The sequence below is a fragment of the Halomonas sp. DP8Y7-1 genome (assembly GCF_019801685.1).
In the GTDB taxonomy this organism is placed as follows: Bacteria; Pseudomonadota; Gammaproteobacteria; order Pseudomonadales; family Halomonadaceae; genus Halomonas; species Halomonas litopenaei_A.
On the sequence record NZ_JAHVIN010000001.1, the window covers coordinates 123894 to 136967 of the forward strand.

General features: G+C 62.0%; 11 protein-coding genes. 5 read left to right on the plus strand and 6 right to left on the minus strand.

Features of this window, described 5'->3' with window-relative positions; translation table 11 throughout:
• Nucleotides 1–11 precede the first annotated feature (11 nt).
• On the plus strand, nucleotides 12–593 hold the full coding sequence (locus tag KUV41_RS00510) for a DUF6624 domain-containing protein (protein ID WP_222483667.1): 582 nt from the start codon (nucleotides 12–14) through the stop codon (nucleotides 591–593).
• A 49-nt stretch (nucleotides 594–642) separates the two neighbouring features.
• Here KUV41_RS00510 and KUV41_RS00515 read toward each other — a convergent pair whose 3' ends face one another.
• From KUV41_RS00515 to KUV41_RS00530, 4 genes are all read right to left on the minus strand, one after another.
• Entirely contained in the window at nucleotides 643–1278 is a 636-nt protein-coding gene (locus KUV41_RS00515) for a response regulator transcription factor (protein ID WP_206944345.1), read from the minus strand.
• A 138-nt stretch (nucleotides 1279–1416) separates the two neighbouring features.
• Entirely contained in the window at nucleotides 1417–3000 is a 1584-nt protein-coding gene (locus KUV41_RS00520) for a PAS domain S-box protein (protein WP_222483668.1), read from the minus strand.
• 60 nt (nucleotides 3001–3060) lie between these two features.
• On the minus strand, nucleotides 3061–3720 hold the full coding sequence (locus tag KUV41_RS00525; RefSeq protein WP_206944342.1) for a 2OG-Fe(II) oxygenase: 660 nt from the start codon (nucleotides 3718–3720) through the stop codon (nucleotides 3061–3063).
• A gap of 66 nt (nucleotides 3721–3786) precedes the next feature.
• On the minus strand, nucleotides 3787–4422 hold the full coding sequence (locus KUV41_RS00530; protein ID WP_206944341.1) for a CoA pyrophosphatase: 636 nt from the start codon (nucleotides 4420–4422) through the stop codon (nucleotides 3787–3789).
• A 101-nt stretch (nucleotides 4423–4523) separates the two neighbouring features.
• Here KUV41_RS00530 and KUV41_RS00535 point away from each other — a divergent pair, with 101 nt between their 5' ends.
• Complete coding sequence (locus tag KUV41_RS00535) at nucleotides 4524–5081, plus strand: NUDIX hydrolase (protein ID WP_206944340.1); 558 nt, start codon at nucleotides 4524–4526, stop codon at nucleotides 5079–5081.
• 73 nt (nucleotides 5082–5154) lie between these two features.
• Here the strand turns inward: KUV41_RS00535 and KUV41_RS00540 are convergent, their stop codons facing one another.
• On the minus strand, nucleotides 5155–5466 hold the full coding sequence (locus KUV41_RS00540) for a YqfO family protein (protein ID WP_206944339.1): 312 nt from the start codon (nucleotides 5464–5466) through the stop codon (nucleotides 5155–5157).
• Nucleotides 5467–5563: 97 nt separating this feature from the next.
• A complete protein-coding gene (locus KUV41_RS00545; RefSeq protein WP_222483669.1) occupies nucleotides 5564–6472 on the minus strand; it encodes an alpha/beta fold hydrolase in 909 nt (302 codons plus the stop codon).
• A 362-nt stretch (nucleotides 6473–6834) separates the two neighbouring features.
• Between KUV41_RS00545 and KUV41_RS00550 the strand changes: the two genes are divergently transcribed.
• The 3 genes from KUV41_RS00550 to KUV41_RS00560 all read left to right on the plus strand — a co-directional run bounded on the left by KUV41_RS00550 (nucleotide 6835) and on the right by KUV41_RS00560 (nucleotide 12936).
• A complete protein-coding gene (locus KUV41_RS00550; RefSeq protein WP_206944337.1) occupies nucleotides 6835–8298 on the plus strand; it encodes a TolC family outer membrane protein in 1464 nt (487 codons plus the stop codon).
• Nucleotides 8299–8383: 85 nt separating this feature from the next.
• The gene (locus tag KUV41_RS00555; protein WP_222483670.1) at nucleotides 8384–9712 is read left to right on the plus strand and encodes an efflux RND transporter periplasmic adaptor subunit; all 1329 of its coding nucleotides are present in this window, start codon (nucleotides 8384–8386) and stop codon (nucleotides 9710–9712) included.
• A complete protein-coding gene (locus KUV41_RS00560) occupies nucleotides 9709–12936 on the plus strand; it encodes an efflux RND transporter permease subunit (RefSeq protein ID WP_222483672.1) in 3228 nt (1075 codons plus the stop codon). The genes KUV41_RS00555 and KUV41_RS00560 overlap by 4 nt, the downstream gene beginning before the upstream one ends.
• Nucleotides 12937–13074: the final 138 nt, after the last annotated feature.

Sequence of the window (13074 nt, forward strand, 5' to 3'; positions counted from 1 at the left end):
AGGTGCTCGGGATGACGATACGCAAAGGAGTGTTGGCCCAGCAGATGATCACGCTGCTGCAACAGGACCGGACGTTGCTGGAGGAACTCAGCGCTTCCGGGGAACTTCCCTCGATGGATTATCACCCGCGGGTTCGGGCGTTGTATCAGGACAATGCCGAGCGGCTGTCGGGGATCATCGATCGTCAGGGCTGGCCTGGCCGCGATGCCGCAGGCGAGGATGGTTGCGAGGCGGCGTGGCATATCGCCATGCATGCGGTGTTTGACGTCGACTTCATGCAGCGCTGCTGTGTTGCCCTGAAGCAGGCCGTTGGCGACAGTCAGGCTCCCGGGTGGCAGCTGGCCTACCTGGAGGATCGGATGCGCGTGCTGATGGGACAGCCGCAGCGTTACGGCACCCAGTTCGAGATTGGTGAGGATGGCTGGCCGGTCCCTGGTGAGATCGAGAACCCTGCCGACGTGGACCGACGCCGACAGGCGCTGGGGCTGGAGCCGCTCTCTCAGCGCCTGGCCCGGCTGCGGGGTTCACCTCAGGGGCCTTCCTGGCGTCAGGAGCGAAGCGCCGGCCCTGACCGATGGCGTGATTCGGCCTGAGGCGAGAAGGTGTTCGAGGTGGCGATACTCGCCAGGCGAGTGCGCGATGTTAGTGAGTGGCCGGAAGCGCATCGACCAACTCCAGCGCAACGGCCATTCGAATCAGTTCAGCCAGATTGGCGGCACCCAGCGTCTTCATGATGCGCTGACGGTAGACCTCAATGGTCTTGGCGCTGAGGGATAGCTGTTCAGCGATTTCACGGCTGGTCAGGCCCCGCGCCACCTCCCGCAGGATGGCTTGCTCATTGGCTCTCAGCGTGTCGTAGCGACGCTTCAGCTCCTGCTGTCGCGACCAGTGGTTCATCTGGCAGTGATGGAGATCCAGCGCCTGTTGAATCGTGTCGATCAGCTGCTGCTGGTTGAAGGGCTTTTCGATGAAATCGAAGGCGCCTGCCTTCAAGGCTGCCACCGCCATGGGGACATCACCGTGCCCCGTCATCATGATCAACGGCAGGTGCTGGTCGCGCTGGGCTAGCCGCTGCTGGACCTGAAGCCCACTGAGTCCTGGCATGCGCACATCCAGCAATAGCACCTGATGCGAATGGGTCGAGGCAAGAAAGTCATCACCGCTGGAGTAGCCTCTAGCGCCGAGTCCTACCGACTGCAGCAGCCAGGCCAGCGACTCCCTCAGATCTTCGTCATCATCGACGATGGCGACGGTGGCAGGCGGAACATCATGGGACATGGCAGTTACCGAGGTGGTCTGGCGAGCCTGGACATGTGGTGAGCACATGCTGACCGCCGATAACAGAAAACAAGAGACGTCGTTATCCTATCCGATTGGGGCCCTGCCGGGGACTGTTCATCGCGCTGGCGCTGGTGCCTAGACGCGCGCGAGGCTGATGCGAAAGCGTGCACCGGTAAAGGGGGAAGACACCTGGAAGCGCTGAGAATCCTCTGGCACTGGAGCTCGGCAGGTTGCGCCGTCACGACCAGTGTCCTCAAGCGTCAGCCCTCCGCCCATGGCCTCCAGCAATGACAGACTGATCGATAGCCCCATGCCAAGGCCCTCCGGGCGACTGCTGACAAAAGGTGTGAAGAGCTGTGGACGCTGATCTTCAGGGACGCCTGGCCCGTCATCCAGAATGTCGATGCATACCGTATCTGCGCCGGTGGGATAGGCATCGACGAGGATACGGGGAGGCGAGGTAGTGGCCACCGTGTCGCGGCAGGCGTCTAGCGCGTTACGAATCAGGTTTACCAACACCTGCTCCAGTCCCTCGGCGTCGGCAGTAACGTACAGGCCAGGAGGCGTCATGCACCAGATGAGCTGAACCCCTTCGTGGCGGCACTGTGGCTCCCACAGGTCGACCGCCGCAGAGATGATGGCGGAGAGGTCCTGGGGGGCAAGGTGCAGGCTGCCACGGCGAACAAACCGGCGAATATGCTTGAGACGGTCCGATAGCCGCTGAATCTGATGGCTGATTCGGGTGAGTGGAACGGTGAGCTCACTGGCGGGCTGTTGGGGGTTGCGTTCAAGCTGCATCAGCGCGCCACTGGCATAGTTGCTGAGGGTCGCCAATGGCTGGTTGCACTCGTGGGCAATCGTGGTGGCCAACTCGCCGAGGGAGGCCAGCCGATTGGCATGAGTAATCTGTTCCTGGTGGCGCCGCGCTTGCGCTTCTGCTTCCAGACGCAGGCTGAGGTCTCGATTGACCAGGGATAGCTGGGCATGGCCTGCCTGTTCACGGTGTTGCTGGACCACACTGAGCACCGGAATGTCACCGCCAGGGCTGGCCAGGGCCAACTCTCCGCTCCAGCGTCCATGCTGGTGAATGGCTGGCAGTACCTGCTGGCACCAGGTCTGGGTGGCCTGGGTGGTCAGCAGCTGGCGAATGGCAAGCGAGGGGCTGTCCTTGGCAAGGCCCAGCAGCTCGCGAGCCGCCTGGTTCGAGTAGACCAGCGTCTCGTCTTCATCGCAGAACAGCACGTAGTCCGTGGTCGATTCGACCACCCGTGCCAGGCGCTGACGTCTCGCTTCTTCCTCGACCCGCCGGCTGACATCGCGGGATACGCAGAGTATGTCGATCAAGTCGCCGGTGGCGGGGTCTCGGCGAGTTCGACTCGTGGTCTCGAACCAGATGTAGTGGCCTGCACGGGTGCGGAAACGGTAGGTCTGCTCGTAGAAGCCTTCATGGTAGTAAATGCTGGGTGATTTGCTCAGCAGGGCGGCCAGGTCGTCGGGGTGAAACATGTCATAGGCGCAGATGCCCACCAGCTCTTCCGGCGCAAAGCCGAGCAGCGACTGCGAGGCCTGGGACGCATAGAGAAAGACGCCGTCCTGGTCGTGCCGCGAGATCAGATCGGTGGTGCTTTCCGCCAGCCACTGATAGTGACGTTTTTCTTCTTCCAGCCGCGCGATGGTTTGCTCGAGCTCACGCAGCCGGGTGTCGGTAGTGGTGGACATGGGCACACTCGATAGCGGTATGGCTTGTCTGGCAAGCGCAGGTCACACAGGGCGGCTGACTCAGCGCGCGGGGTCGATCATGCCCCCGAGTGAGGCGTTGCGTCGGAACCAGCCCGCGATGCTGGCCCGGGGGTGTCGCGTTGGCAACACTTCATGGGGTACTTGCTCTGACAGGAAGCACACCAGGGTCCCTGCCTGTGGCGCCACACGCGCCACTTCCCGATCCTGGTCATCGCTTGCGTAGATCACCATCTCACCGCCGCCGTCCTCAGGCCAGTCCGGATTGAGGTAGCCGACCGTGGAGACCACACGGTTGGCGCGGCCGCGAAAGCTGTCGAGGTGGCGACGATAGAAGGCGCCGCTGGGGTAGCGTGCCAGGTGCGCTTCATACTCGAACAGGCCGAGAAACAGGCTGGCATTGAGGGCCTGCTGCAATTCCCCCATGGTGTCCAGGTAGCGCCGCTGAGCCAGGGTTTCCCGGTCGAGCCAATGGATGGCGTCTCCGCGAATATCATCGCGGGTTTCGTGCTCGTTGCCGCGTCCTATACCTGCCCTGGTCAGGGCCTCTAGACGAGCGCGGTCCTCGATTTCGCTGTGCAGGGCCTGGCAAAGCGCCGGATCCAGCAGTTCCTTGCCGATATAAAAGCCTTGCTCCACCAGCGCCTCGATCAACTCGTCGAGGCGGCCAGGGGGTAGAGGGCAAGCGTCTGGATAGCTCATAGTGCCGAAGTCGTCTCTTGCCAGGTGATGTCATGTGCCCTTGCGAGCCAGTGGTGGCTGTCTGCGTCAGGCATGTGGGGCCCGTCGCGGAGGCAGGTGGCGCAGTGTACCCTCAGGGCGGCGCGAGAGGCTCATTTCCTGGCCGAATCCCTCCGCCAGAAGCTCCACCAGCATCATCGCCGATAGCCCCCAGATCACGTAGTCCTCGCCTTGGTCGGCAGGGATCAGGTAGCTGGGCACGTAGAGGTTATTGCCGTCGACCGGGATGACATCGGTATGGGTGCGATGATCGTCAAGGAAGTGAGCCAGCGGCACCTCGAAGATGGCGTCCAGCTCGCCCTGATCCGGCGCCAGCGGGAGCCCCGGCGGTATGATGCCGACAAAGGGCGTGACCTTGAGCCCGTGCAGGGAAAGCACGTCGGACAGCTGACCGATCACCTCGACGTGATGGGCCTCCAGGCCGATTTCCTCTTCCGACTCACGCAAGGCCGTGGCCAGCAGGTGGTCATCTTGATCCTCGCGCTTGCCGCCAGGGAAGGCCACTTGGCCGCTGTGGGTCGACAGATGGCTGGCGCGACGCGTGAACAACAGGCCCGGCTCTGGTCGGTCGATCACTGGGATCAGCACCGCTGCCTCTGGCAGCTTGACCTTTAGCTGCCGCGGGGAATGCGCTTGCAGGCGTTTGCGTAGTTTCTCTAACATGGGGTGTCCGCTGGGTTTCGTTCGTTGTACCCAGCCCTACGTAGCGGCGTCAAGCCTGTCTCCCACTCCCTGCCAGGGAACGACAAGAACGATTGCAGCCCATGAATTTTTGCAGCCACTGTGGTGAGCCGGTCAGCTTTGCCATCCCTGAGGGGGATGACCGCCCGCGTTTCCTGTGCCATGCCTGCGGCACGATTCATTACCAGAATCCCAGGATCGTGGCGGGGACCTTGCCGGTGTGCGGCTCTCGCGTATTGCTGTGTCGGCGGGCCATAGCTCCCCGAGAAGGGTACTGGACGCTGCCGGCAGGTTTTATGGAGAACGGAGAGACGACACCGGATGCGGCCCGGCGGGAGACCCGCGAGGAAGCCTGCGCCGATGTGGCGCTGGCGGGGCTGTACACCATGATCAATCTGCCCCACATCGACCAGGTCTTCATGATCTTTCTGGCGGAGCTGAACGGCAGCTATGCGGCGGGGCCGGAGAGCCTGGACGTGCAACTCTTTGAAGAACACGAGATACCCTGGGATGAGCTTGCCTTTCCCACCATCGAGCGCACCTTGCGGCACTTTTTCGAAGACCGGGGCACTGATCACTTCCCGTTGCACGTCAGTGACATCACCCCAGAGCAGCGCTCCGCCTTCTTCGGCAGTGCCTGAGCGTGAGCCGAGCGTGAGCCGAAGCTTGAGCCGAGCTGGAGCAGGAGGTCGCCGCTCGGCCAGGCGCCAGACGTCACAGTTCGGCCAGGCGCCAGACGTCATAGGCTACTTCTTCATAAGGGTGTGCCAGTTTCAGTGCCGACACTGCCGCTTCAATCAACTCATCTGCACACACCATTTCGACCTTGAACTCCTGTACTCGCTCGAGCTCACCGACTCGGCCGATATGCGGATCCGCGCCGTTCAAGGGCCTGAACTGACCTTCCCCGGCGGTCTGAAAGCAGCAGGCTTCATAGTCGCCGATACGGCCAGCACCGGTGGCGAAGACCGCTTCCTTGACCGCCTCCGCATGGTCGTGTGGTACGAAAAAGGCGAGCTTGTACATAACGTCTCCCTGGAGCAACAGTGCATGAGGGCCTGCGACTGCCTGCCCACCGGGCAGGCTAGACCCGTCAAGAACCGCCAAGTGTAGCCGGGGTGTGTCAGTGCCCGATACCCAGCCAGCGCTTCCACCATGGCAAGGCGTTGGCGTCCACGGCCTCCTGCTGGGCGCTGGTGGTGGATTCCAGAAAGGCCTTGATGGGGTCGACTTGCTGGGGGCGATCGAGCATGGGAGCGTGTCCACAGCCAGGTACGCTCAATGTCTCGAGTGTTGGCTGTGCTTCGCCCATGCGCTGGACAATGTCTTCGCTGATCAGCGTGGAATCTTCGCCACGAATGACCATCAAAGGGCAACGTATGGCCCTCCAGTCGGACCAGGTATCCCGCGGCGTGTCATGGACAAATTGCTCGCCTATCCGGGGGTCGTAGTGATAGGTCCAGCTGCCGTCCGGCAGGCGCCGAGCGCTCTCCAGTGTCAGCTGGCGCCAACCGTCCTCGGTGTCAATGCCAAAGCCGGCGTAGTGGCGACGTAGCTCTGCTTCAAGCTGTCCCAGCCGCGTGAATCGATGGGGGACCGTAAAGTAGCTGGCCAGCTCGGCCAGCCCCGAGGGGTCGAGCTCGGGGCCGACATCGTTGAGCACCAGGCGTTCGATGCGGGATGCGCTGGCAGGATCTGCCGCCAGCAACATGCCCAGCAGGCCTCCCATGGAGGTACCGATCCAGGGGACGCTGTCCAGCGAAAAGTGGTCGAGTACAGCTAACGCTACTGTCATGTAATGGGCGTATACATAGTCATTGGCCGGATACATGGACCAGCTGGAGAGCCCCCGCCCGGGGGTGTCAGGAGCAAGAACGCGCCATTCTGGACCCAGCTCTCTTGCCAGGGCTGCGAAGTCGCCACCATGGCGCGCCAGCCCATGCCAGGCCACTACCGTTTTCGGTGCTTCGGGGTGGAAAACGCGCACGGCGATCTCCAGTTCGCGATGTGTGACCAGGCTCAGATGATCCATGGCAGCTCCTGACGGGTGGTCTGACGGCGAGGATGCAAATGCTGCATTGCATCATTCTAGTCGAGCTAGAGGGTGCGTGCGAAATTGCGAAATTTTCACCATCCTTGCACGAAGGGCGGTAGAATAGTCCATCAAACATGCGACAATGTATGTATATCGATTGCTACTATTGGCGTATGCTGCAAGTGAAAGATCGTTGACCCGATGCAAGATCGAATCTCGCGGATGGCGCGGGAGTCGACCACGCTGTGTCAATGACGCGCCCCGCTGCTGTACCGGTCCTGATTGCCTGGAAGGAGCCCTCCGGGCCGGTGTGATGGGACTTGTGGACAACGCCAAGCAACATACCGAGGATGCTTTTAATGACGCCTTCCCATCCAGTTTCTGATTCCCGGAGTACGCCGGTACGCGTGCGCCGCCACCTGCTGTGTGCCGTTGTAGCTGCCTTGATGGTGGGACAGGCCCAGGGTGCTGACCTGCTGACCATTACCCGCGACGCCCTGGAAAACAATTCCGAGCTGGCATCGGCACGCGCTGCAACCAGTGGCGTGGAAGAGGGCATCAACGTCGAGCAGGCGGACCTCAATCCGCAGGTATCCGCTTCAGGTGAAGCGGCCTATAACCACATCTTCGAGACGCAATCCCAGTCCGGTTTCAGCGGCACCGGTATGGATGATGACTACATCAGCTACGGAATCAACCTGCAGGCCACTCAGAAGCTGTACGACGCGCTGAACAGCCGTGAGGTCGACGTGGCCAAGGCGCAGCTCGAGCAGCAGACCTTCAGCCTGGCCGCGACCGAGCAGCAGGTGCTGATCGACACATCCTCGGCGTATTTCGACATTCTCCGTGCGTATGAAATTCTGGAAGCACGCCGTGCCCAGGAGCGTGCTATCGGGCGTCAGCTCGAGCAAGCCCAGGAGCAGTTCGATGTGGGCCTGATCGCCATCACTGATGTGGAAGAAGCTCGTGCCAGCTTCGACCAGTCTCGGGCGGACCGCATTACCGCTGAAAGCAACCTGCAGGTAGCCTTCGAGGCCCTCGAGCGACTGACCGGCAAGCGTTACGACAGCATCGAGATGCTCCAGGACGACCTGCCCATTGCGCTGCCTGAGCCGGCCAGCCGCGATGCCTGGATCGAGCTTGCGATTGAGCGCAATCCCGAACTGCTGGCGCAGCAGGCCGGTGTCGATGTGGCTCGCGAGCAGATCGATGTGGCTCGCGCGGCGGATCTACCGGTCTTCGAGGCCTTTGCCAACTACGCCTACAGCGATGATGAGCGGGACGGCTACGAGGACTACAACTCGAACAGCCAGGTGGGCGTGAGTGCGAGCATGCCGCTTTACACCGGCGGACGCACCAGTGCCTCCGTGCGCCAGACGACCTACCAGCTGGAGTCGAGTCAGTACGACTTCGAGTCCCAGCGCCGCGAGACCGTGCTGCAGATTCGCTCGCTGTACACCCAGGTCAGCAATGACGTGTCCACCGTGGCGGCGCGCAAGCAGGCCATCGTCTCCAACCAGAGCGCTCTGGACGCCACTCGTGCGGGCTATGAGGTCGGCACACGTAACATTGTTGACGTGCTCAATGCCGAACAGAGCCTGTATAACGCCATCGCCGACTACGCCGATGCTCGATACAACTACGTGGTCGACCTGCTGAGCCTGCATCGCCAGGCCGGCGTGCTCGACGCTGACGATATCGCTGAACTGAACGCCTTCCTGGTAGAAGAAGGGCAGGTCAACTTTACGCTTCCCGAGCAGAGCGAAGCCGACGGCTACGACGCAGTGCTGGACATTGGCGCGCCTCCGCGTCAGGACTCGTAGTTCCCGCCAGCGCCGGTCCGGCCACCACCGCGGTGGCCGGATGTCTTTCAGCCTTACGACATCACGAACCCCAAGGAATGACGGGATGAAAACCACCATGACGCGCGGTCGCCCCTGGGCCGCACTGGCGGCGGCGTTGCTGCTGGCTGGCTGTGGCCAGGATGAAGGACAGTCTGACGCCCAGGCGGGCGGCCAGCCGCCGGCAAAGCCTATTGAAGTGGCTGAGCTGGCCTATCAGGACATTCCGCTGGACAAATCGTACCCCTCCAAGTTGATGAGCGAGCAGGAGGTCACGCTCGTGGCGCGCGTCACTGGTGTGCTGGAAGAGCGCAAGTTCGAGCCCGGCGATCAGGTGGAGAAGGGCGATAGCCTGTATACGATCGAGCCTGACCTGTATGAGGCAACGGTAGCGCAGCGTGAGGCAGATCTGGCCAGCGCCCAGGCCGAGGTGGCTCGGGCGGACCGTGATGCCAACCGTTTCCAGCAGCTGGCCGCGCAGAACTCTGTCAGCCGCCAGCAGGTGGATCAGGCATTGGCGGACGCGCGGGTAGCACGTGCCAGCGTGGCCCAGGCCGAGGCGGCCCTGAAGAGTGCTCAGCTTGACCTGAACTATGCGGATGTCACGGCCCCGGTGTCCGGCGTGATTGGCTTGAGCGAAGTCAACGTCGGCAACCTGGTGTCGCCGAATACCGAGTTGGCCACCATTACCCCTCTGGACCCGCTCGAGGTGCGCTTCCAGATGCCCCAGAACGATGCCTTCGAGCTGCGTCGTCAGCTTGAAGACATGAGCATCGAAGACATTGTTGCCTCGCTGGAAGCGTTCTCTTCTCGCGGTGAGGCGCCCACTGTATTGAGCGGTCACCTGGACTTTCTGGGGTCCCGAGTCGATGCCGAGACCAGCACGGTGCAGGCAGAGGCTACCTTCGCCAATCCTGACGGCGCGGTGCTGCCCGGGCAATACGTGCGCGTGAAGATCGAGGGACTTGCGCGCTTCGGTGTGCTGGCGGTTCCCGAGCTGGCGTTGACTCAGGGGCTGATGGGACCGCAGGTATACGTGCTGGATGACGACAACGTCGCCCGCGCGCGCCCGGTGCAGCTGGGTGAACTGGCCGGTCCGTGGCAGATCATCCTGGATGGCGTCGAGCCTGGCGAGCGTGTGGTAGTCGGCGATCCGGGCAGCTTGAAGCCAGGCACCCCGATTGACCCGCAACCCTTTGACGGTGATGCCGAGGCGCTGATGCAGGCGGCCCAGTACGACGAGCAGCAGGCACAGCAAGGTGGCCAGGGTGGCGCAGGACAGGCTCCCGGCGAGCAGGCTGAGGCCGCTGCGGGAGAGGGCGCCGACCAGGCGTCAATGGAGGCACCGCAGGGCAACCAGGAGGCCGAGGAGGCTGAAGGAGAGGGCAACGAATGAATTTCGCCAACTTCTTCATCAAACGGCCGATCTTTGCCTCGGTCCTGGCGATCATCCTGACCATCATCGGTGCGATGAGCATGCGGGTACTGCCGATCGAGCAGTATCCCAGCGTGGTGCCTCCGACGGTGTCGGTGAGCGCGACCTTCCCCGGGGCTGACGCCGAGACCGTGGCGCAAACCGTCGCGGCTCCCCTGGCGGAAGCCATCAACGGCGTTGAGAACATGCTCTACATGAACTCGACCAGCTCCGATAACGGCTCCATGAGCCTGAGTGTCGCCTTCGACATCGGCACTGACGGTGATATCAATACCATCAACGTCAACAACCGGGTGCAAGGGGCGCTGTCCCAGTTGCCCGAAGCGGTGCAGGAGCAAGGGGTTCAGGTCGAGTTGCGTTCTAGCTCGATCCTGATGCTGGTGTCGTTGATCTCTCCCCAGGGAGACTACGACAACATCTACATGCAGAACTACGCCACCCTCAACATTCTCGATGAGCTGCGCCAGATTCCCGGCGTCGGTGAGGCCGAGGTGCTGGGCGGCGGCGAGTTTGCCATGCGCATCTGGATGGACCCGAACAAGCTGGCCGAGTACGACCTGACGCCGACTGAAGTGGCGGCGGCGATCCGCGCCCAGAACACGGAAGTGCCTGCGGGCAGCCTGGCGTCGACACCCATCGACAGCCCGCGAGCCTTTACCTACACCATTACCGCCGGCGGACGTCTGTCCAGTGCCGACGACTTCCGCAACATCCTGCTGCGTACCAACGAAGACGGGTCTGCACTGCGTCTGGATGATGTGGCTCGCATCGAGCTGGGCGCCTCCTTCTATGGTGTCGAAGCGCGTCTTAACGGCGCCATCATGACGCCGATCATGATTCAGCAGCAGCCTGGCGCCAATGCGCTGCATACCGCGGATCTGGTGAAGGAGAAAATGACGGAGCTGGAAGGGCGCTTCCCGCCGGGGCTGGAATTCGTGGTGCCCTACGACACCACGCTGTTCATTGATGCGTCGGTGGAAACCGTCTTCCACACCTTTATCGAAGCCTTCCTGATTGTTGGCGTCATTCTGTTCATCTTCCTGCAGAACTGGCGTTTCACCGTGATCGCCATGTCGGTGGTGCCGGTGTCTGTGCTGGCGACCTTTGCAGGCTTCTATGCGTTCGGCTTCTCGATCAACCTGCTGACCCTGTTTGCCCTGGTGCTATCGATAGGCATCGTGGTGGATGACGCCATCCTGGTGGTGGAGAACGTCGAGCGAGTGCTCTCCGAAGACGAAGACATCAGCGTTCGTCAGGCGACGGTTCAGGCCATGAAGGAAGTGGGCGGTCCGGTCATTGCGACGTCATTGATCATGGCGGCGGTGTTCGTGCCGGTGGCGTTCCTTGGTGGCTTCACCGGGCAGATCTATCAGCAGTTCGCGTTGACCATCGCCATATCGGTGGCCTTCTCGGCGCTGATGGCGTTGACCTTCACTCCGGCCCTGTCCGCGATCTTCATCAAGCATGACCTGCACAAGAAAGAATCCGGTTTCATGCGTGCGGTGCGCACCCCGCTGAGGCTGTTCGATCGCTTCTTCGACGGGGTCACCAAGCTGTTCATGCTGGCGGTGAAGGGGCTGGTCAAGGCCTGGATACTGACCCTGGCGCTGGTGGCCCTGGTGGGCGTCGGTTCGTTCTGGCTGTACGAGAACACGCCGTCGACCCTGGTGCCCGAGACCGATCAGGGCATCGCCTTGGCGGCCGTCAGTCTGCCGGACTCGGCGTCGCTGAGTCGTACCAAGGCCTACATGGCGGAAGTCAGCAAGCGTATCGAGGAGGTGCCCGGTGTGAGGTACTCATCGGCCATCGCTGGCTACGACATGCTGACCAGCTCGGTCAATACGGCCCGCGGCATCATCTTCATCAACATGGATAACTGGGACGAGCGGGAGACCACCGTTGATGACTTGATCGGACGGATCTTTCAGATCGGTGCCGAGGTGGATGGCGGCACGGTCATGGCCTTCAATATGCCGCCGATCATTGGTCTTTCCACCACTGGCGGGTTCACCGGCTATCTGCAGTCGTTCTCCGGTGCCACACCCGAGGAGATCTACCAGGCCTCGCTCAAGGTCATGCAGGCAGCCAATCAGGATCCCGCGCTGAATCAGGTGTTCTCGACGTTCAGTGTCAACGTGCCGTCATTCCGGGCTGATATCGACCAGCAGAAGGCGCTGAGCTACGGCGTGTCGCTGACCGACCTGAACGCGACCTTGTCGAATACCTTCGGTAACGGCTTCGTCAACTTCTTCAGCTACCAGAACCGTAACTTCCAGGTGTACCTGCAGAACGAGGCGGAGTACCGCGACACCCCGGACGACATCAACAATGTCTACGTGCGTGGTGGCAATGGCGAGCGGATTCCGCTGTCCGAGTTCGTGACTCTCGAGCGCAAGGCGGCGCCTGCCGTGGTGACCCGCTTTGGGGTTTACTCGGCGGCGCAGTTCCAGGGCGGTCCTGCTGAGGGCTATTCCTCCACCCAGGCGATCCAGGCCATGGAGAGGATTGTCGAGGACACCCTGGGCAGTGACTGGGGGATGGGCTGGACCGGTACTGCCTATCAGGAAAGCGAGGCAGGCAACGCCGGTACCATCGCCATTATCTTCGGCATGGTTATGGTATTCCTGATTCTGGCGGCCCAGTACGAAAGCTGGTCCTTGCCGCTGGCGGTGCTGACGGCAACGCCCTTTGCCTTCCTGGGTGGCATCGCGGGTATTGCCATGCGTGGACTGGACACCAGCGTGTACGTCCAGATCGGGGTGCTGGTGGTGATCGGCCTTGCGGCCAAGAACGCTATCCTGATCGTCGAGTTTGCCGAGCTGCAACGCAAGGAAATGGGCAAGAGCATACGTGAGGCGGCCATCACCGCGGCTGAGCTGCGTTTCCGCCCCATCGTCATGACCTCCATGGCCTTCATCTTCGGCACCTTGCCACTGGCCATGGCGACCGGCGCCAGTGATACCAGTAGTCACCACATCGGTACCACGGTGGCTATGGGCATGGCGTCGGTGGCGGTGCTGGGCAGCTGCTTCGTGCCATCCTTCTATGCCATGATCGCCACGCTGTCGCACAAGCTATTCGGCAGCAACTCGTCCCACGACGAGGGCGAAGATAGACGCGGCGACAGGGGTGATGACAGGGGTGATGACAGAGGTGATCAAGAGCAACGTCCGACGACCCCCTGATAGTGTCACTCGCTTTATCTGCACGTGGTGCTGACCAAGGCGCCGTCCCATTGGGACGGCGCCTTTTTTCTTCCCGCTGGGCCGTCTTTCGGGGCAGGCCGACGCACGCAGAGAGCGGATATCCAGGCCTTGGTGCAT